Genomic DNA, 20,223 nt, shown 5'->3' with positions numbered 1-20,223 from the left:
GTCAGCAGGGCAGGGTGTCGACCGGGTATTGGAGGCAGTAGGGGTCGTGGGTGACCAGCGTCAGGTCTTCGCAGCGGGCCTGGGCGACCAGGATTCGGTCGAAGGGGTCGCGGTGGATCGCCGGGAGGCGGGCCGCCTGCTGTCCACGGGCCACTTCGCGAATTCCGCTCACTGCGACTTTTAACCTCCCTCGACGACTACCTGCGCCGATAGCGTCGGGCTTCGCATGTGCCGCGACCGCCGGGGCACCGGAGGCTGAGGAGTGTCGGGTGACCGGAGTGGTCGAGGCAGCCGTGGCGCGGGCGCCCGGGGCGAGGCCGCCGGGTGGGGCGCGACGGCGGGTGCGGCGGGGGCGGTCGGCGCTGGCGGGGGTGGTGGCGCTCGGGATCGTGCTGCTCGGGTGGACCGTGGTGACGGCGGCGGGGCTGGTGGATCCGCTGTATCTGCCGTCGCCGAAGGCGGTGTGGGACGCGTTCGTGCGGGCCAACACCACGCATCGGATCGCGGACGGGGTGGACCGGTGGGTGGTCGGCGAGCAGAACTACTACCTCTGGGAGCATCTGCTGGCGAGTATCCAGCGGATCGCGGTGGGGGTGGGCGCGGCGATCGTGATCGGGCCGCTGGTCGGGTTCGTGATGGGGATGGTCGCGCCGGTGCGTTGGGTGACCGAGCCGATCCTGAACTTCCTGCGCGCGCTCCCGCCACTGGGCTACATCGGCCTGCTGATCGTGTGGTTCGGCATCGGTGACACCTCCAAGATCTGGCTGCTGTTCCTGGCCGCCTTCCCGCCCATCGCCATCGCGACCCTCGACGGCGTGCTCGGCGTCAAACAGGACTACCTCAACGCCGCCCGCTCACTCGGCGCCAAACGCGCGCAGGTCGTGGCACTGGTCGTCCTGCCCGCGACCCTGCCCAACGTCATCAGCGGCATCCGCATCGCCACCGCCTTCGCCTGGACCACCGTGGTCGCCGCCGAACTCAACAACGGCATCCCCGGCATCGGCGGGCTCGCGTATATCGCGGGCACACAACTGAATACGCCCCTCACCATCGCCTGCATCATCGTGATCGGCGTGGCGGCCCTGCTGCTGGACGCGGTCATCTCGTTCATCGGCACCAAAGCTGTTCCCTGGAAAGGCAAAGCATGAAATCCGCATTGCGTAAGGTCGTCGCGACCTCGGCTGCTCTGTCCGCTGTCCTCGCGGTCACCGCGGGCTGTGTCGAGTCCGGGCGGGAGGACGCGGGGGCGAGCGGAGCGGCCTGCCCGTTCGCGGTCGACGAGAGTGTCACCAGCACCGTCCGGCTCGGGTTCCAGGCGATCCCGAACGGCGATCTGCTGGTGAAGGATCGCAATCTGCTGCAGGCGTGCCTGCCGAACGCGACGATCACCTGGAGCCAGTTCGCCTCCGGCGCCGATGTGGTGCAGGCCTTCGGCGCGGGCAGTCTCGACATCGGCACGCTCGGGTCCAGCCCGGCGACCAAGGCGCTCTCGGCCCCGCTGAACCTGCCCGTGCAGGTGGTGTGGATCCACGACGTGATCGGCACCTCGGAATCGCTTGTCGTGAAGGACTCTTCGGTGACCGAGCTGACCGGGCTGCGCGGCAAGAGGGTCGCGACGCCGTTCGGTTCCACCGCGCACTACAGCCTGCTCGCCGCCCTGGACAAGGCCGGGCTCACCGATCAGGTGGAGCTGATCAATCTGCAGCCCGAGGCGATTCCCGGTGCGTGGCAGGGCAATCAGATCGACGCGGCCTGGGTCTGGGATCCGACGCTGTCCAAGCTCACCGCGGCAGGCGGCACGGTGCTCACCAGCAGCGCCGAGACCGCGGCGGACGGCGCGCCGACCTACGACGTCGCCCTGGCCGACCGCAAGTTCCTCGCCGACAACGCCGCCTTCGCGATCGCCTGGGCGAAGGTGCAGGACTACGCCGTGGCGCAGATCAACGACCAGCAGGCCGAGGCCGCGGTGTCGATCGGCGCGCAGCTGGGCATCGCGCCCGACCAGGTGATCCCGCAGCTGGCGGGCTACGAGTACCTGCCCGCCGCCGAGCAGGCCGGTTCCCGCTATCTCGGTGGCGGTTTCGGCGCGGACCTCGAGGGCACCGCGCGATTCCTGTTGAGCCAGGGCGGAATCGCCGCGGTCGGCAGCGAGCAGCAGTACCGCGACGGGATCGCGGTCGCTCCCGCGGCGGGCGCGTCCTCGTGACCGCCGGGCCGACGACCGGCGACGCCGAGCGGGTGACGCTGACCGGGGTGGCCAAGAGCTACCCCGGCCCCGACGGTGACGTGCAGGTGCTCGCACCGACGGACCTCACCGTCGAGCCCGGCGAATTCGTCTGTGTCGTCGGCCCTTCCGGTTGCGGCAAGTCGACGCTGCTCAACATCCTCGCCGGTTTCCTGCCACCGACCTCGGGCGAGATCCGGGTCGGTGGCCGCGTGGTGGACGGTCCCGATCCCGACCGCGGGGTGGTGTTCCAGCAGGCGAACCTGTACCCGTGGCTGAGCGTGCGCGGCAATGTCGAGTTCGGACCGAAAGTGCGTGGCGTGCCGAAGGATACGCGGCGCGCCGAGGCCCAGCGGCTGCTCGAGCTGGTCGGGCTCGACCAGCTCGGCGACCGCAAGCCCTACGAACTGTCCGGCGGGCAGCAGCAGCGCGCCCAGATCGCCCGGGTGCTGATCAACGATCCCGGCATCGTGCTGATGGACGAGCCGTTCGGCGCCCTCGACGCCCTCACCAGGGAACGCCTGCAGCGCGAACTGCTCGGCCTGTGGCGCGACCGCCGCAAGACGGTCCTGTTCGTCACCCACGGCATCGAGGAAGCCATCCTGCTCGGCACCCGCATCCTGGTGATGGGCACCAAACCGGGCCGCATCGTGCACGACGTGACACCCACCTTCAAGACCGGCACCGACTTCGCCGCCGTGCGCGCCGACCCCGAATTCAGCGCCCTGCGTGACGAACTGGCGCGCCACATCTACGCGGCGCACGCCTGATCACTCGGCGGCCACCGTGGCGGGCGCGCGCCGCCGGGTGATCAGCCAGCCGAAGATCGCCGCGAGCGGGAACATCAGCACGCCGTACACGGCCGCGGGGATCGCCATCTCGGTGCTGTCGAGCACGCTGATCGCGATGGTGATGGCGATGGTGCTGTTGTGGATGCCGATCTCCATCGAGCAGGCGATGGACTGCCGTTCGGCCGCGCCGAGCAGCCGCGGCACGAAGTAGCCGATGGCCAGGCTGAACAGGCAGAACGCCACGGCGATGGCGCCGACGTCGGCCAGCGAGGAACCGAGGGTGTCGCGTTCGGCGACGACGGTTCCCACGATCACCAGCAGCAGGACCAGCGCCGAACCGATGCGCACCGGCCGGTCCATCCGGTCGGCGAACGCGGGCGACAGGTGCCGCACCAGCATGCCGATCGCGACCGGCACCAGCACGATGGCGAACACCTGCACCACCTTGCCCAGTTGCAGGCCGAGCGACCCGGCACCGTCTGGCTCGAAGTAGCCGATGGCGAAGTTGGTCACCACCGGCACGGTGACCACGGCGATCACCGAGTTGACCGCGGTCAGCGACACGTTCAGCGCCACATCACCCCGGAACAGGTGGCTGTACAGATTCGCGGTGGTCCCGCCCGGTGAGGCGGCGAGCAGCATCATGCCGACCGCGAGGATCGGCGAGAGCCCGAACGCCAGTACCAGCCCGAACGCGATGGCCGGGAGCAGCAGCACCTGGCAGACGAGGGCGATGGCGACGATGCGCGGGGTCTTCGCGATCCGGGTGAAGTCGCCGACGGTGAGCGAGAGTCCGAGGCCGAACATGATCACCGCCAGTGCGAGCGGTAGTCCGACGGAGACCAGGGGAGAGTCCATTGCCATCCTCATCGAGCAGCCCGGGGCGGGACCCGGGCGAGTTCTTGAGACGCAGTCGTCTCAAAGTCGGAGAATAGCCGAGTGTGACCCGCGTCGCACCCGAAACGCCCGGTTTGTCCGCGCTAGGCCGTGGCCAGCGCGTCCGGCGCGGTCGCGGTGCACAGATCGTGCACGAAACGCATCTTCTCCAGCACCCGCTCCGGCAGGACGAAGGGGTACAGATCGTCGCGCCCCATCGAGCGGTTGACCATGTTCAGCGACCAGGCCAGCGGCAGCCACAGCTCGATGATCTTGTCGAAGCCGGCGCGCCCGACCTGGGGCCGGTCGAGCGTGGCGCCCGCGGGGGCGAGGCCGAAGGCGGCCGCGGTGTCGAGAGTGTCGCGGACGTGCAGGTAGTGGGCGAAGGTCTCGGCCCAGTCCTCGGCGGCGTGCATGGTGGCGTAGGAGGAGACGTAGTCGCGCTCCCAGCCCGCGGGGGCGCCCTGGGAGTAGTGGCGGTCCAGTGCCGCCTGGTAGTCGGCGAAGGGGTCGCCGAACAGGTCGCGGAACCGTTGCAGCTCGTCGTCGGCGGTGACCAGGACCGGGAAGTAGTAGTGCCCGATCTCGTGGCGGAAGTGGCCGAGCAGGGTGCGGTAGGGCTCGGCCATCTCGATGCGCAGCTGTTCGCGGTGCGGGTCGTCGGCCTCAGCCAGGTCGAGGGTGATCACGCCGTCGACGTGGCCGGTCATGACGCCGTCGGTGCGGCTGGAGAGCAGGTCGAAGGCCAGGCCGTGCGGGTCGGTGTCGCGGCCGACGATCGGCAGGCCGAGTTCGGCCAGTTCGAAGATCAACCGCCGCTTGGCCGCTTCGGCCTCGGCGAAGGCGGCGAGCCCGGCCGCGTCGGAATCATTGGGCCGCGTGCGGGTGAGCTTGCAGGAGGCGCACAGCTTCGGGCCCGGCGCGTTGCCCTCCGAGACCAGCCAATTGCATTGCGCCACATGCAGGTTGTCGCACAGCCGGAAACGGTCGCTGTCGACGACACCGCCCGCGTGATCCACGGCCGCGTCACCGGGTGGATCGCCGATCACCACGAGGGCGCGCTCGTGCAGGCTGAAACCGAGCCGGCTCGAGCACGACAGGCAGACCGAATTCTCGAAAGCCAGCTGCTGACCGCAGTTCGGGCACACGAAATCACGCAAGGACCTACACCTCCACCGGGGCTACATCGACCGAAACCGTGATTGTGGACTGTTTGGCGTCGGTGTAGATGATGCCACGCAGGGGCGGAACATCCTGATAATCACGACCCCACGCCACCGTCACGTACCGCTCGTCGGCGAACTGGTCGTTGGTGGGGTCGAAGGCGATCCAGCGGCCGGTGCGGTCGGTCTCGTCGGTGCCGGGCAGCCAGACCGCGGCCCACGCGTGGGTGGCGTCCACACCGACCATGCGCTCCTTGCCCGGGGGCGGATCGGTGGCCAGGTACCCCGAGACGTAGCGGGCGGCGAGGCCCTGTGCGCGCAGGCAGGCCGCGCCGATCCGGGCGAAGTCCTGGCAGACGCCCTCGCGCGCGGCGAACACGTCGGCGACGCTGGTACTCACCGTCGTCGAGCCGGAGCGGTAGCGGAAATCGTCGTGGATGCGGGTGTTGAGCTCGGTGACCGCCTCGAGCAGCGGGCGACCGGGCGGGAAACTCTGCGCGGCGTAGGCCACGACCTCCGGGGTGATCTCCGGTGGCAGCAGGTCGAGGGTGAATTCGACGGCGAGCGGGCCGGTGGTGGTGCTCGGCCGGGCCGATTCCCAGGGGATGTCGGCGCCCTCGATCGTCGCCGGATGGTCACCGTCGACGTCGACGAGCGATTCGCCGGTGACCTCCAGCGTCCGATGTTCGGCTGTCACATGGAAATACGTGGTGGTGTTGCCGTAGACATCGGTGCCGACGGAGCGGTCCGAGGGCACCGGGTCGATGTAGATGTCGTGCTCGAGCGAGCGCTGGCCGCCGAACTCGCGCGGGGTGAGATAGGCGCGGCCGTAGGAGCTGGTGACCTCGTCGGAGTAGCTGTAGGTGGTCCGGTGGACCACCCGGTAGCGCCTGCTCATCCGACCATCCTGGTGTTGCCCCACAGCGGCTGGATGCCGGCGGGGACAGCGAGTTTGGTGGTCTCGAACGATTCGGACAGCTTGCGCAACCGCAAGTGCACCCCTTCCAGCAGCTCCACCAGTTCGGTGCGCACGCCGTTGTCGTCGGTCTGTTCCAGATCGGCCGGGTCGACGCGGCGCAGCATGCGCTGGGCGTCGGCCAGCAGCCGCTGGGACCTGGACGCGCCGGAACCGCCTGGCAGCGCCTGGAAGTCGGCTTCGAGGCGGTCGAGCTGGTACACCAGCGAGCGCGGATTGCCCGCGTCGAACAGCAGCAGTCCCGCCAATGCGGCGACATGCGCCGAACCGCGGTGGCGGCGGCGGTAGCTCACGGCGGATTCGGTGGCGGTGAGCACCGACTCGGCGACCACGCGATCCACCTCCCCCGATTTCGCCTGCGCCAGTGCCGAATTGAGCAGGGAGGTCAGCGCGAGCCCGCGCTCGACCCGCTTGCCGATATCCATGACGTACCAGCCGGTGTCCCGCACCAGCGATTCCGCGCCGATCCCCGACAGGGACAGCAGCGCGGCCAGCGTCAGCGAGTGCACCGCCGAGAGCGCGTTCTCCTGTTCGCTACTGGCACCACGGAATTCGGCCAGCGCGCGATCGACCGCGCCGACGATCATCCAGGTGTCACCGGAGAGCTGATCGCGCACCGCACGCGCGGCCGCACCGTAGCGGTCGACGGCATGCGACAGCGATCCCGGCAGCTCCCGGTTTCCGGTGAGCGCGGCCAGATAGTGGAACCCTTCGGCCGACGCACCGGCGACGGCCCGCCGAGCGGACCCACCTTCACCACTGGAATCCATTGCCCGATGGGTGAACTGGCCTTGTGTCTGTCTGGTGCGTGCGACGGGCGGTTCGTTCTCCTCCGGCTCGACACCGCGCTCAGCCGCCGTGCCGGTGGTGCGCAGCGCACGTGCCAAAGCGCTGGTCCCAGCACGCTCCCACGGGGCCTCGGCCTCCGGATCGACGATATCCGCCTCGGCCGCGGCATCTTCCGCGTCACCGCCGGCCCGGTCGGCCTTTCCGGCATCCGGGTCGACGCCACGGCCTCCGGTTATCTCCGAGTCCGGGGTGGTGCGGTCTCGCGCGGTCGGCCCCGAGTTCACGGCGACGCCGTCTCGTGCAGCCGCCGCGTCGGCTTCATCCCGTGCGGCCGTCTCCTGGTCAGCTGTGGCGCCGCCTTGTGCGGTCGCTGAGGATTCCGGCGAAGTCTTGGCTGCCGCAGCCGATTCCGCGTTGCTGGTCTCGACCGGCGGTTGGACTCGGACCAAGGCACCGGTACGGGCACTCGGGAGGACCGATTCCGGGGCGACGGTTCCGGTGGTGACCGAGAGGGCGCGCATGAGGATGGGCAGGGCTTCGGCGCCGTCGAGCCAGGGGCGGTAGCGGTAGTCCTGGTAGACGTCGTGGGTGGCGGCGAGCAGGCGGACGACCGATTCGGCGCGTTCGCTGTAGCGGCCCATCCAGAACAGGTCGTTGAGCACGCGCGGGGAGCTGATCGCCTCGACGACCGGCACGGCCCGACGCAACCGCTCCTCGTGCGGGGCCTCGGCGCCGACGGCGGGCGCGGTGGCGGGGGCGGCGCGCACCCAGATGTCCTTGGCCGCCACCTTGATCACGCTGCGGGCCGGTTCCAGCCGCATCCGCTGCTGACCCAGCCCGCCCGACATCGCGGTGTAGCCGCCACGGCGAGCCAGCGAGAACAACCGCATCCCGACCGGCACCGGGGCGATCCCGGCCTCCCCCTCGACAGCGGGGGCGACGGAGAACTCGGCGGGTTCCTGGCCCACCCACTTCCACTGCTCGGCCTCGATCCGGGCGGCGAGCTCTTCCCGTTCGGCCGCGGCCAGGCTGGGACCGAAGATCGTCGACCCGTCGACGGCGGACCGGATGACCAGGTCACCGACGTTCGACACCAGGTGCGCGCGCTCGGTGTCGTCGCCGCCCCAGTAGGCGGGCGTGCCGTCGAGCTGCAGGTCCTCGCCGAGGATCGAGCGGGCGATGCGCGGCAGGAACGCGCTCAGCGCAGGCGATTCCAGCAGTCCGCTGCCTAGCGTGTTCACCACCGTGACCGCGCCGCGACGCAACACCTCGACCAGCCCGACCACACCGAGGCGCGAATCGGGACGCAGGTCCAGCGGATCGGAGAACTCGGCGTCCACGCGCCGCAGCACCACGTCGACCCGTTCCAGACTGCCCAGCGAGCGCATCCACAGCGCGCCGTCGCGCACCACCAGATCCGCGCTCTCGACCAGCGGGAAACCCAGCATCTGCGCGAGATAGGCCTGATCGAACGCGGTTTCGGAATGCGAGCCCGGGCTCAGCACCACGACCACGGGCTCCTCGCCGTCGGCCAGTTCGGGCGCGGCTTCCTCGAGCATCAACCGCATGGCCCGGGCGAACGGGGTGAGCGGACGCGGGCCCGCGTGCTCGAACGCCTCGGGAATCGCCTCGGCCACCACACGCCGGTCGGCCAGCGCGTAACCCGCGCCCGAAGGCGCCTGCGCCCAATCGGCCAGCACCCGGAACTGGCCGTCGCTCCAGCGGCTGATGTCGCAGGCGTGCAGGAACAGCTGGTGGGTGCCGGGAATCATGATGCCGTGCGCGGCACGGACATAGCCGGTGCTGCCGAACACCACCTGCGGCGGCAGCAGGCCCGAACTCAGCAGCCTGCGCGGACCGTAGACATCGGTGAGCACCTCGTCGAGGACCAGTGAGCGCTGGACGAGGCCGGTTTCCAGGCGGGTCCAGTCGTCGGCGGAGACCAGCAGTGGGATGGGGTCGAGGCGCCACGGGCGCGGGGTGGCGGTGTCGTCGCCGAGGCCGACCTCGGTGTAGGTGACTCCGTCGTCCTCGATCTGCCTGCGCACCCGGTGGTCGATCCGGCTGATTCCGCCGGTCCCCTGGTCGACGAAATCGGCCGACAGTTCCGACCACATCGACCGGACCCGGCCGCGGCCGTCGACGAGCTCGTCGTAGTAGGTCTCGGTCGGCCTGCCGCACTCGTCGAAACGCGACCCCGTCCTGCTCTCGGCTCGATACCGGGCGAACTGCTCGGCCACCTGGGCGCGTACGCCCGGTGGCTGCCGGTTCCCGTCCCGTAGCGCCTCGTCGCGCTGGTTCACCGAAGAGCCTCCTGTGTTTTTGGAGCGCTGGCGCGCTCGAGTTCGCGCCCCCGGAGGTCCCGACGATCAGGCACCGTGGCTTGCTCCTTCGTCGCGTACGCCACGGCGCCTGATCGTCGGGACGGGCGCGAACCGCCGACTTCGTCGGCGATCCCTCCTCGGGGTCGGGATGTGCGGGGCTGGGTTGGGGTGGATCGGGTTCCTCTAAGTGGTTGTCAGCGGTTTGTTTTCCAGTTCCATACTGTTCTCGCGCGGCGTAGGTCCAGGATGCCTGGTGCTGCCAGGTCGGTCGACTGTGCGGCGATTTTCGCACGGAGTTCGGCGGGGTCCATCGGGTTCACCGTATGTCCGGCGGCTTCGAAACGGCGATTCCGGCGGGATTGGGCTGCTACCGCGTTGACCGGGGCGTCGTCGAAGGCTCGGCCGCCGGGGTGGACCACGTGGTAGGTGCAGCCGCCGTGGGACAAGCCCGTCGCGGCGTCGACCAGGTCGAAGACCAGGGGGGCGTCGACGGTGATCGAGGGGTGCAGGGAGTTCGGGGGTTGCCAGGCGCGGTAGCGGACTCCGGCCACCTGGACGTCGGTCTTGTCGGTGGCGAGCAGGGGGATCGGCATGCCGTTGCAGGTCACGACGTAGCGGCCGCGGTCGGCGCCGACGACGCGGATCTGGAGGCGCTCGACCGAGGAGTCGACGTAGCGGGCGGTGCCCTGGCCGGTGGTCTGTTCGCCGAGGGTCAGCCAGGGTTCGATGGCGCCGCGCAGTTCCAGTTCTACGTCGCCGATCATGGCGGTGCCGATTCTCGGGAAGCGGAATTCGGTGAACGGGTCCAGCCAACTGGTGTCGAAGTCGATGCCGTTGGCGCGCAGGTCGGCGGCGACCTCGGCGATATCGCTCATCAGGAAGTGCGGGAGCAGGTAGCGGCCGTGCAGGTTGTCGCCGTGGCGCAGCAGAGGGGCGCGGTAGGGCTGGTCCCAGAACATGGCGACCAGGCCGCGGACCAGCAGGGACTGCACCATCGCCATCTGGAAATGGGGTGGCATCTCGAAGCCGCGCAGTTCGAGCAGGCCGAGGCGGCCGCGCGCGGAGTCGGGGCTGTAGAGCTTGTCGATGCAGAACTCGGCGCGGTGGGTGTTGCCGGTCAGGTCGGTGAGCAGGTGCCGCAGGGCGCGGTCGATGTGCCAAGGTGCGGACTGGATTTCGGCGGGCGTTGCCGCGCCGACAGCCTGTTCGGCGGTGAGGCGGGCGATCTCGGCGAAGGCGATCTCGAGTTCGTAGAGCGCGCCCTCGCGTCCCTCGTCGGCCCGGGGCGCCTGCGAGGTCGGGCCGATGAAGCGACCGGCGAACAGGTACGACAGCGCCGGATGACGCTGCCAGTAGGTGAGCATCGAGACCAGCAGATCGGGGCGGCGCAGCAGCGGTGACCGCGCGGGACTGATCCCGCCGAGGGTGATGTGATTGCCGCCGCCGGTACCGCCGTGGGTGCCGTCGACGTCGAACGATTCCGTACTCAGCCGGGCCAGCCTGGCCTGCTCGTACAGGGTGCTCAGCACGTCGGCCTGCTCGGCGAAGGAGCTGGTCGGCATGATGTTCACCTCGATCACGCCGGGATCGGGAGTCACCGAGAAGGTGTGCAGGCGTGCGTCACTCGGCGGTGCGTAACCCTCCAGCACCACCGGCTGCCCGATCGCCGCCGCGGCCTCCTCCACCTTGGCGATCAGGTCGAGGAAGTCGTCGAGTTCGGTGACCGGCGGCAGGAACACGTGCAGGCGCCCCGCCCTGACCTCGGCGACCAGCGCGGTGGTCGGGGTGAAGTCCGCCGATTCGAGCACGGCCGGTGGTTCTTCGCGCGGCAGGCGCAGGGGGCCCTGGAAGAGCGGATCGGCCTCCGGCAGCACCGGCGCGGTGTGCCAGGACACCGAGTTCAGCGGAAGACGAAGCCCCGCAGGGGAATCACCATCGGCGAGCACGATCCGCCCCGGACCACCCTCGTCATCGCGGCCCCGCCGCAACTGCCAGTCGGCACTCGCCCAGCCCGCGCCGTCGGCCCTGCGATGAATGGGCAGGACGAAGGCGGTCGGCTCGTTGACGGACTCGTCGAGGCGGCCGAGCAGGGTGCGGCGCGCCTCGGGAGAATCCTCGACCGGATCGAGATCGGCCTCCGGCGGTTCTCCGTAGGGTGCGGTGACGGTGGCGGCCAGCCGGGCCAGAGGGTCTTCGAAGGCCGGGCGGACCTGCCCGGCGGGGAGGCCGAGGGTGCCCGCGATGTGGGAGATCAGGGACTTCGCCGCATCGACGTCGGCGGGCGAATGCTGGTGCGTCAGCAGGCCGGTCGAGGCGTTGAGCGGCTGCGACTCGGTCGCGCGGACGGGCTGAGCAGGAGCGGCGTTGAGCGGTTGGGATGCTGCGACCTGCTTGCCGTCGACGGGTCGACCGGCCGTCGCCGTGTCCAGGTCGGCCGAGGAGGTGGCCCGGGACCGCGGCAACGGGCTTGCCGCGCCATCCTGGACAGCGGGCCCGCGCGTGGCCGGGACGTCATCGACCGACTCGGTCGCGGTCGGCTCGAGACCGTCGACCGGGCCGGACGACTCCGCTGCACTTCCGTTCACCTGTGCGGCATCGGGATTCGGCGCAGTCATGGAGTCGGCCGACGGTGCATCCGTCGGCCCCTGTGGCAACCGGGTGACCGGGGTCCACGGGTCGGCCAGCAGATCCTGGCGTTTCCACACCGGCTCCCCATCCGCCCGCCAGGCGATTGCGATCTCCCAGCGCGGCAACGGCTCTCCTGGATACCACTTGCCCTGCCGGTACTGCACGAGGCCGGTGGGGGCGTAGATCGAGCGCAAGCGGTCGGCCAGGTCGACGGCGCGTTCACGTTTGTGGGGGCCGTCGGCATCGGTGGTCCACTGGGCGCTCATCTGGTCGTCGATGGAGACGAAGGTGGGTTCGCCGCCCATGGTGAGGCCGACATCGGCGGCGGCCATGCGCGCGTCGATGGCGGCGCCGGAGGCGGTGATGCGGTCCCACTGGGATTCGGTGTAGGGCAGCGTGACTCGCGGGTCCTCGTGCACCCGGCGCACCACATTGCTGAAATCCAGGGTGGCCTCGGTGATTCCGGTCGCGCCGGTGATCGGCGCGGCCGCGCCGGGGTGCGGGGTCGCGGCGAGCGGGATGTGGCCCTCACCGGCGAACAGGCCGGAGGTGGGGTCCATGCCGATCCACCCGGCGCCGGGCAGGTACACCTCGGTCCAGGCGTGCAGATCGGTGAAGTCGGCACTCGGCCCGGACGGCCCGTCCAGGGCGGGGGTGTCCGAGGTCAGCTGCACCAGATAGCCGGAGACGAAGCGCGCGGCCAGCCCCAGCTCCCGCAGGATGCCGACGAGCAGCCACGCCGAATCACGGCACGAGCCGAGCGCGGCGCGCAGCGTGTGGTCGGGCGACTGCACGCCCGGCTCCATCCGCACCGTGTAGTCGACGGTGTTGCGCAGGGCGTAGTTGAGTTCCACCAGGTAGTCGATGGAACGGATGCGCCCCTGCGCGCGGTGCACCCGCACCCAGTCCAGCAGCAGATCCCCCGGCCCCGAACCCGGCTCGCCCTCGTCGATCGGACGCAGATAGGGCTCGAGGTCGTCGGCCAGCGCGTCGGGGTAGCCGAACGGGAAGTACTCGGCGTAGTCCTCGACGAAGAAGTCGAACGGGTTGACCACCTCGAGATCGGCGATCAACCCCACGGTGATCGACAGCTCCCGCGTCGGCTCCGGGAACACCAGGCGCGCAACGAAATTGCCGAACGCGTCCTGCTGCCAGTTCACATAGTGCTCGGCCGGTGACACCTGGAGCGAGTACGCCTCGATCGGTGTCCGCGAGTGTGGCGCGGGCCGCAGCCGGACCTCGTGCGGATGCACCTCGACGAGCCGATCGAAGGAGTACGCGGTCCGGTGCTCGAGTGACACCTTGATACCCATGACCCAGTTCACCACAGACCACCCGCGCCACGCGGGCCGACGAAACCGGAGTTTCCCGACGGGCACCAACCCGAAACCCGCAGGCAACACAGCCGCACCAAAGCCTGGCGGCCTGCCAGGAACCGACCGCCCCGTAGGGTGGGGCCCGTGAGCTACGACCACATTCTTCTGCCGTCCGGCGTCGCCAGCTCCCTCGACGAGGTGGACGCGTACCTGGCTGCCCAGGAAGGTCGGCCCGAGTCCGAGGCGATCGCCGAGATCGCCATCGAACTCAACGCCCGCGACAGCGAGCTGCCGGAGGACGATGCGTTCCTCAGCGTCAATCCTGTCGGCGGACCGACCGGGGAAACGCTCTACGTCCCCTCGCCCTACGACGCCATCGGCTTCGTCCGCAACCTGCTCTTCGACCTCGCCACCCCGCGCGGCTACGCCGTCTACGACCCGCAGCTGTCCTGGCTGATCGACCCGGCCGGCCATGTGCCGGTCACTGTCACCCACGGCGGCGCGGGCGAATTCCCGTACCTCACCGAGGAACTCGCGTACCGCTGGGTGGCCGGGCTGGCCGATCCCAACCCGTACCTGATCGTCGAACGCGGCGACCAGCGCTACATCCAGACCTACCGCGACCCCGACGGCCCCTACACCCTCGAATACCGCGACGGGTCGCCGGAGCGCCACTTCGGCACCACCATCGACGACCCGGCGCAGGTGGCGGGCATCATCTGGGACTGGACCATCGGCGAATCCGACGTGAGCAGCGCGGCCGGCTGGACCCGCGTCGAGTTCTAGAGCGCCCGCCGACCCGACAGGGCACGCCCGAGGGTCAGCTCGTCGGCGAATTCCAGATCGCCACCCATCGGCAGGCCCGAGGCCAGCCGGGTGACCGACAGGCCGGGGAAATCGCGCAGCATGCGCACCAGATAGGTGGCCGTCGCCTCGCCCTCGGTGTTGGGGTCGGTCGCGATGATCACCTCGCTCACGTCGACGCCGTCGACCTGATTGCCGATGCGGGTGAGCAGTTCCCTGATCCGCAGCTGATCGGGACCGACGCCGCTGAGCGGATCGAGCGCACCGCCGAGCACGTGGTAGCGACCACGGAACTCGCGGGTGCGCTCGATCGCCTGCACGTCCTTGGGTTCCTCGACCACACAGATCATCGTGCGGTCGCGGCGCGGGTCGGCACAGATCCGGCACAGTTCGCCGTCGGCGACGGTGCCGCACGAGACACAGAACTGCACGCCGTCGCGCACCTTCTGCAGGGCGGCCTGCAGCCGGTCGATCTCCGGCGGCTCCACCCCGAGCAGATGGAAGGCGATGCGCTGCGCGCTCTTCGGACCGACGCCGGGCAGTTTGCCCAGCTCGTCGATCAGATCCTGAACCGGACCCTCATACATCAGAAGTCGGGCAGACCGGGCAGCGAACCGCCACCGAGACCGGCCGAGAGCGGGCCGAGACGCTCGGCCGCGAGCTGCTGGGCGTTGGCCATCGCGTCGTTGATCGCGCCGATCACCAGGTCCTGCAGACCGTCGATGTCCTCGGGGTCGACGACCTTCGGGTCGATGGTCAGCGCGGTGATCTCGCCGCTCACCTTGATGGTGGCCTGGACCAGACCGCCACCGGCCTGTCCCTGCACCTCGGACTCGGCCAGCTCGGCCTGTGCCTGCATCACCGCCTGCTGCATCTGCTGGGCCTGGGCAAGCAGTGCCTGCATGTCGAACTGACCATCACCGGGTTGCACAACAAGTCCTCTCTGAGAAGTCCGTCGCGTTTCAGCCTAGTACTGACGCGTCGCGGGGATGGTCCCACATCCGGCCCCGCGCACCCGCATACCGACCGGGCCGTTGTCACCTGTCGAGCAGATAACAGGTTGATTGCTGGACTGTCGCATCGGTTCCACGGATTCCCCGCCCGCCTACGATCGAACGTGGTCGGGCCCGGGTTCAGCAACCATAGGGAGAACACGATGAATGCCATCCGCGCGCGCCTGGTCACCACCGCGACCCTGTGCGTATCCGCCGTCGGTCTGCTCGTTCTCGCCCCGGTCACCGCCACCGCCCAGACCGGAGCCGATTACGGCGGGGGCTGCGTCCTCGATCCCGGCAATCCGGCGGCGACCGTGGATTCGCTGCGCTTTCGCTGCAGCGTCACCCAGCAGGATCAGATCTACCGCGACTCGCAGGCGGGCGCCGTGCCGACCGGCGTGGTGAACGGCTGGGTCACCCGCCCCACGAACCTCACCGGCATCGCCCCCGCCCTGTGGATCGGCAAGGTGTTCCACACCGGCCCCGACGGCGGCTGGCTGACCAACCGGGTCACCGGCGCCGGGATCGAGGCCTTCCCCGCCGATGTCTATCGCGCCCCGTCGATCCTCGACGCCGAAACCACCTGGGCACTGAACTACGCCCCGTCGCCCACTCCGCAGGTCTACGACGAGATCCGCGAGGTCAGCCCGGGCGTCTGGTTCGGCTACTCCTGGTGGCGCGAAGGCGACTGGCCCCTGCTCGCGGCCTTCGTCCTGACCCCCGCCTGATCGGGGTGTTGACTCTCCCCTCGTTGGAGGGTGTTGTCTGGTCTGCATGACAGCCACCGTGGCGATCGGCGAGTTCGCCCGCCTCACCCTCCTGAGCGTCAAGACCCTGCGGCACTACCACGCGATCGAGTTACTGGAGCCGGTCGCGGTGGACGCGGGCACCGGCTATCGCCGCTATTCGGTCGACCAGGTGGAGCAGGCGCATCTGATCCGCAGGCTCCGCGATCTGGCCATGCCGCTGCCGCAGATCCGCACGGTGCTGGCCACCACCGATCCCGCCGGCCGCGATGCCGCGCTGCGCGAGCACCTGACCAGGATGGAAGCCGAGCTGCAGCGCACCCGTGAGGTGGTCGCGTCGCTGCGCGCGCTGCTCACCGTGCCCGCCGCACCACCCAGGATCGACTATCGCGTGGAACCGGCGTTCACCGCGCTCACGGTCACCGAGAAGGTGGAGCGGACCGGCATCTCCGACTGGTGCGCCACCGCGTTCGAGCAGCTCTACGTGACGCTGATGGAGGCGGGCATCACCCCGGGAGGCGTTGCGGGCGCGACCTATTCGACCGAGTTCTTCACCGAGGACAGCGGGGCGGTCACCGCGTATGTGCCGCTGCCGCCCGGCGTCGACTTCGTCCCGATCTCCGGCCTGACCGTCGCCGACTTCCCGGCGCACCGCTACGCCGTCACCGTGCACACCGGCGCGTTCGAGGACTTCGACCGCACCTACGGCGCCCTCGGCAGCCACGTCGCCGAGCACGACACCGCCCTGCCCGACGAACCGGTCCGCGAGCGCTATCTCGTCGGACCCGACCGCACCGACGACCCGGCCGACTACCGCACCGAAGTGTGCTGGCCCATCACCGAAGGAGACGACGAATGACCCTCGACCTCGGCAATGTCACGTTCGACTGCCACAACGCCGCCGCGCTGGCGGAGTTCTACGCCCAACTGCTCGGCCGCGCCGTCGACCCGAACGCCAACGAGTTCTTCGCCACCGTCGGCTCGACCGCGGGCGCGTCACCGGTGCTGATGTTCATCCAGGTCCCGGACCGGACACCCGGCAAGAACGCGATCCACCTGGACTTCAACACCGACGAATGGCTCGAGTCCATCGAGCGAGCGGTCGGACTCGGCGCCAAGCACATCGCCGACTTCGACGAATACGGCAAGGTCTGGGCCACCCTTGCCGACCCCGAAGGAAATCTCTTCGACATCGGCAAGGACTGAGCTCAGGCCAGTTCGCGCGCCAGGTTGCCCAGCACCTCGGCCTGGATCTTCTTCAGGCCGAGCGGGGCGAAGATGCCCTCGAAGATGCCGGAGACGCCGCCGGCGCCCTGCCAGGTGGTGCGGACGGTGACCCGCGAACCGGCGCCCTCCGGGGTGACGGTCCAGGTGTTGACCATGGAGGAGTTGGCGTCGCGCTCGGTGAGGATGGAATCCGACACCGTCACGCTCGCGCGGACGTTGCGGGAACGCTTCTCGGTGGCCTGCAGGGTCCACTCCACCACGGTGCCCGCGCCCTTGCCGCCTTCGACGACCTTGTAATCGCGGTAGTGCGAGGAGAGAATGCGCGGCCGAATCGTCTCGTAGTCGCCGATCGCTTCGAGCGTGCGCTGCGGATCCGCGGCGACGACGATCGAACTGCTGGCGTTGACCTGTCCCACTGTTGACTCCTTGTCGGGGTGCGATATCTCGACCGGGTTACATCCTGCCCTGTCCCCCAACCGATCGCCCGACCAGGGAGGCGGTAACGGAAACATATGCGTGACATTTCGTGGCGACGCGGAAGTATCGGGTGGCCCGGCGACCAGGGTCGTACTAGCGTCGAACCGTGGCAGTGAGTCTTTTGGGTAGGGCCGGTCACGATCCGGCCGCGCGCGAGTCCGGCTATGCCGCGCATCGAGCGGGTGTGGCGCGATTGCTGGAAAGCTATCGCGCCATTCCGCCCGGTGCCGTCGTCCGCCTGGCGAAGAAGACGTCGAACTTGTTCCGGGCCAGGGCGGCCACCACCGCGCCCGGGCTCGACGTGTCGGGCCTCGGGCAGGTGATCGCGGTGGACCCGGTCGCGAGAACCGCGGATGTCGCGGGCATGACCACCTATGAGGATCTGGTGGCTGCCACCCTCCCCTACGGCCTGGCACCGCTGGTCGTGCCCCAGCTCAAGACCATCACCCTCGGCGGCGCGGTCACCGGTCTCGGCATCGAGTCGAGCTCGTTCCGCAACGGCCTGCCGCACGAATCCGTGCTGGAGATGGACATCCTGACCGGTTCCGGCGAGATCATCACCGCGACGCCGGACGGCGCGCACGCCGACCTGTTCCACGGCTTCCCCAACTCCTACGGCACCCTCGGCTACTCCGTTCGCCTGAAGATCGAGCTCGAACCCGTCCAGCCCTATGTCGCGCTGCGTCATCTGCGCTTCCACGACCTGCGCGAACTGGAATCGGAACTGGCCAGGATCGTCACCGAGCGCAGTCACGACGGCGAACGCGTCGACTACCTCGACGGTGTCGTGTTCACCGCGGACGAGTCCTACCTGACCCTGGGCAGGCAGACCGACGAACCCGGCCCGGTCAGCGACTACACCGGCATGGACATCTACTACCGCTCGCTCCAGCACGCCGACGGGGTGAAACGGGACAGGCTGACCATCCACGACTACCTGTGGCGCTGGGACACCGACTGGTTCTGGTGCTCACGCGCCTTCGGCACCCAGAACCCGAAGATCCGCCGGTTCTGGCCGAAGGCCTACCGGCGCAGCAGTTTCTACTGGAAGCTCGTCGCCCTCGACCGCAAGTACCACATCGGTGACCGGCTGGAGGCCCGCAAGGGCAATCCGCCGCAGGAACGGGTGGTGCAGGACATCGAGGTGCCCGTGCAGCACACCGCCGACTTCGTCGAATGGTTCCTGCGGGAAATACCGATCGAGCCGATCTGGTTGTGCCCATTGCGGTTGCGCGCGGTCGACGGTGCCCCGGCGACGGACGAGGACCGTCCGTGGCCGCTGTATCCGCTGGAACCGCAGCGCACCTATGTCAATGTCGGATTCTGGTCGGCGGTCCCGTCCGGCCAGGGGAAACCGGAAGGGGCGGCCAACCGCGCGATCGAGAAGATCGTGTCCGAATTCGACGGACACAAGTCGCTGTACTCGGATTCCTACTACGGCGAAGCCGAATTCGCCCAGCTCTACGGCGGCGACACCTATACCGAACTGAAGAACCGTTACGACCCGGACCAACGACTGCTGAATCTGTATTCGAAGGCGGTGCAACGCAAGTGACGACATTCAAGGACCGTGCAGACAAATCCGTGGGGCTCCCCGAGCTGGGAGCCCGCCTCAGCATCGCCGAGGTGTTCGAAACCCTCGTCGACGGCGAGATCCCGATCCGCCTGACCGCCTACGACGGCAGCGCGACCGGACCGGCCGATGCGCCCTACACCCTCGACATCAAGACGCCGCGCGGCATCAACTACCTGGCCACCGCGCCCGGTGACCTCGGCATGGCGCGCGCCTACATCGCCGGTGACATGGTCGCCGAGGGCGTGCACCCGGGCGACCCGTACGACATCTTGAAGGCCATGCAGGACATGAAGTTCCATCGTCCTTCGGCCCTGTCACTGGTCACCATCGCGCGCTCGCTGGGCTGGGAGCGGCTCAAGCCGATCGCCCCGCCGCCGCAGGAGACGCTGCCGCGCTGGCGCCGGATCGCCCTGGAGGGCCTGCGCCACTCCAAGACTCGCGACGCCGAGGCGATCCACCACCACTACGACGTCTCCAACGCCTTCTACGAATACGTGCTCGGCCCGTCGATGACCTACACCTGCGCGGTCTACGCCGATCCGGACTGGACGCTCGAGCAGGCACAGGAGAACAAGTACCGGCTGATCTTCGAGAAGCTGCGTCTGAAAGAAGGCGACCGGCTGCTCGACATCGGCTGCGGCTGGGGCGGCATGGTCCGCTACGCGGCCAAGCGCGGGGTGAACGTGATCGGTGCGACGCTGTCGGCCGAGCAGGCGGCCTGGGCGCAGCAGAAGATCGCCGAAGAAGGACTGAGCGAACTGGCCGAGGTCAGGTACAGCGATTACCGCGACATTCCCGAGGGCGAATTCGACGCGGTGTCCTCGATCGGGCTCACCGAGCACATCGGCGTGCACAACTACCCGTTCTACTTCGGCTACATCAAGGACAAGCTGCGTGACGGCGGCCTGTTCCTCAATCACTGCATCACCCGGCCGGACAACACGCGCACCACCAAGGCGGGCGATTTCATCGACCGCTACGTGTTCCCCGACGGCGAGCTGATCGGCTCGGGCCGCATCGTCTCCGAGGCGCAGAACGTCGGGCTCGAGGTGCTGCACGAGGAGAACCTGCGCGAGCACTACGCGCTGACCCTGCACGAATGGTGCAAGAACCTGGTCGAGAACTGGGACGCGTGCGTCGCCGAGGTCGGCGAGGGCACCGCGAAGGTGTGGGGGCTGTACATGGCCGGTTGTCGCCTCGGCTTCCAGCGCGATGTGGTGCAGCTGCACCATGTGCTCGGTGTGAAGCTGGGACGCGACGGTCGCTGGGACGTGCCGCTGCGCCCGTGGTGGCAGCCGTAGTCGTGACCCT

General features: G+C 69.1%; 18 protein-coding genes. 9 read left to right on the top strand and 9 right to left on the bottom strand.

Translation table 11 applies throughout. The annotated features are described in order from the left end of the window. Position 1 precedes the first annotated feature (1 nt). Positions 2–172, bottom strand: coding sequence for a hypothetical protein (locus ACFVVM_RS22855; protein ID WP_387621632.1), 171 nt, complete (start codon positions 170–172; stop codon positions 2–4). A gap of 106 nt (positions 173–278) precedes the next feature. Here ACFVVM_RS22855 and ACFVVM_RS22850 point away from each other — a divergent pair, with 106 nt between their 5' ends. The 3 genes from ACFVVM_RS22850 to ACFVVM_RS22840 are packed head-to-tail and all read left to right on the top strand — an operon-like array spanning position 279 to position 2,994. Further along, positions 279–1,148: an ABC transporter permease gene (locus ACFVVM_RS22850; protein WP_387622333.1), complete on the top strand. Its 870-nt coding sequence runs from the start codon at positions 279–281 to the stop codon at positions 1,146–1,148. Beyond that, positions 1,145–2,206, top strand: coding sequence for a glycine betaine ABC transporter substrate-binding protein (locus tag ACFVVM_RS22845; RefSeq protein ID WP_387621629.1), 1,062 nt, complete (start codon positions 1,145–1,147; stop codon positions 2,204–2,206). Before ACFVVM_RS22850 ends, ACFVVM_RS22845 begins: the two co-directional genes overlap by 4 nt. Beyond that, positions 2,203–2,994 (top strand): ABC transporter ATP-binding protein, encoded by a 792-nt coding sequence (locus tag ACFVVM_RS22840; RefSeq protein WP_387621626.1) that lies wholly within the window; start codon positions 2,203–2,205, stop codon positions 2,992–2,994. Before ACFVVM_RS22845 ends, ACFVVM_RS22840 begins: the two co-directional genes overlap by 4 nt. Here ACFVVM_RS22840 and ACFVVM_RS22835 read toward each other — a convergent pair whose 3' ends face one another. The 5 genes from ACFVVM_RS22835 to ACFVVM_RS22815 form a co-directional block, all read right to left on the bottom strand. Continuing rightward, positions 2,995–3,873 carry a bile acid:sodium symporter family protein gene (locus ACFVVM_RS22835; RefSeq protein ID WP_387621623.1) on the bottom strand — a complete coding sequence of 293 codons (879 nt, stop codon included), beginning with the start codon at positions 3,871–3,873 and terminating at the stop codon, positions 2,995–2,997. Between the two features lie 122 nt (positions 3,874–3,995). After that, complete coding sequence (locus ACFVVM_RS22830; RefSeq protein WP_387621620.1) at positions 3,996–5,051, bottom strand: putative zinc-binding metallopeptidase; 1,056 nt, start codon at positions 5,049–5,051, stop codon at positions 3,996–3,998. Positions 5,052–5,055: 4 nt separating this feature from the next. Continuing rightward, positions 5,056–5,952 (bottom strand): transglutaminase N-terminal domain-containing protein, encoded by an 897-nt coding sequence (locus ACFVVM_RS22825; RefSeq protein ID WP_387621617.1) that lies wholly within the window; start codon positions 5,950–5,952, stop codon positions 5,056–5,058. Beyond that, positions 5,949–9,122, bottom strand: coding sequence for a circularly permuted type 2 ATP-grasp protein (locus ACFVVM_RS22820; protein ID WP_387621615.1), 3,174 nt, complete (start codon positions 9,120–9,122; stop codon positions 5,949–5,951). The genes ACFVVM_RS22825 and ACFVVM_RS22820 overlap by 4 nt, the downstream gene beginning before the upstream one ends. A 215-nt stretch (positions 9,123–9,337) precedes the next feature. After that, positions 9,338–13,084: a transglutaminase family protein gene (locus tag ACFVVM_RS22815; RefSeq protein WP_387621612.1), complete on the bottom strand. Its 3,747-nt coding sequence runs from the start codon at positions 13,082–13,084 to the stop codon at positions 9,338–9,340. Positions 13,085–13,231: 147 nt separating this feature from the next. Here ACFVVM_RS22815 and ACFVVM_RS22810 point away from each other — a divergent pair, with 147 nt between their 5' ends. Continuing rightward, a complete protein-coding gene (locus ACFVVM_RS22810; RefSeq protein ID WP_387621610.1) occupies positions 13,232–13,873 on the top strand; it encodes a hypothetical protein in 642 nt (213 codons plus the stop codon). On the opposite strand, the gene recR is transcribed toward ACFVVM_RS22810, so the two are convergent. Both recR and ACFVVM_RS22800 read right to left on the bottom strand, forming a co-directional pair. Further along, the gene (gene recR, locus ACFVVM_RS22805) at positions 13,870–14,478 is read right to left on the bottom strand and encodes a recombination mediator RecR (protein WP_387621607.1); all 609 of its coding nucleotides are present in this window, start codon (positions 14,476–14,478) and stop codon (positions 13,870–13,872) included. The two genes, ACFVVM_RS22810 and recR, sit on opposite strands and share 4 nt — an antisense overlap. Beyond that, the gene (locus tag ACFVVM_RS22800; RefSeq protein WP_387622330.1) at positions 14,478–14,795 is read right to left on the bottom strand and encodes a YbaB/EbfC family nucleoid-associated protein; all 318 of its coding nucleotides are present in this window, start codon (positions 14,793–14,795) and stop codon (positions 14,478–14,480) included. The genes recR and ACFVVM_RS22800 overlap by 1 nt, the downstream gene beginning before the upstream one ends. Positions 14,796–15,047: 252 nt before the next feature. Between ACFVVM_RS22800 and ACFVVM_RS22795 the strand changes: the two genes are divergently transcribed. From ACFVVM_RS22795 to ACFVVM_RS22785, 3 genes are read left to right on the top strand one after another with little or no spacing between them, the layout of a single operon-like run. Then, entirely contained in the window at positions 15,048–15,614 is a 567-nt protein-coding gene (locus ACFVVM_RS22795) for a hypothetical protein (RefSeq protein WP_387621605.1), read from the top strand. A gap of 46 nt (positions 15,615–15,660) precedes the next feature. Further along, complete coding sequence (locus ACFVVM_RS22790) at positions 15,661–16,491, top strand: MerR family transcriptional regulator (RefSeq protein WP_387621602.1); 831 nt, start codon at positions 15,661–15,663, stop codon at positions 16,489–16,491. Next, the gene (locus tag ACFVVM_RS22785; protein ID WP_387621600.1) at positions 16,488–16,838 is read left to right on the top strand and encodes a VOC family protein; all 351 of its coding nucleotides are present in this window, start codon (positions 16,488–16,490) and stop codon (positions 16,836–16,838) included. The genes ACFVVM_RS22790 and ACFVVM_RS22785 overlap by 4 nt, the downstream gene beginning before the upstream one ends. Before the next feature lie 2 nt (positions 16,839–16,840). Here ACFVVM_RS22785 and ACFVVM_RS22780 read toward each other — a convergent pair whose 3' ends face one another. Next, positions 16,841–17,275, bottom strand: a complete 435-nt coding sequence (locus ACFVVM_RS22780) for an SRPBCC family protein (protein ID WP_387621597.1) — start codon at positions 17,273–17,275, stop codon at positions 16,841–16,843. Positions 17,276–17,448: 173 nt separating this feature from the next. Here ACFVVM_RS22780 and ACFVVM_RS22775 point away from each other — a divergent pair, with 173 nt between their 5' ends. Further along, positions 17,449–18,891, top strand: a complete 1,443-nt coding sequence (locus ACFVVM_RS22775) for an FAD-binding oxidoreductase (protein ID WP_387622327.1) — start codon at positions 17,449–17,451, stop codon at positions 18,889–18,891. Next, a complete protein-coding gene (locus ACFVVM_RS22770) occupies positions 18,888–20,213 on the top strand; it encodes a class I SAM-dependent methyltransferase (RefSeq protein WP_387621594.1) in 1,326 nt (441 codons plus the stop codon). Before ACFVVM_RS22775 ends, ACFVVM_RS22770 begins: the two co-directional genes overlap by 4 nt. The last annotated feature ends 10 nt before the right edge of the window (positions 20,214–20,223 follow it).

Origin of the sequence: Nocardia sp. NPDC058176, assembly GCF_042883805.1 — a bacterium.
GTDB lineage: Bacteria > Actinomycetota > Actinomycetes > Mycobacteriales > Mycobacteriaceae > Nocardia.
This window is presented reverse-complemented; position numbering and strand designations above follow the sequence as displayed.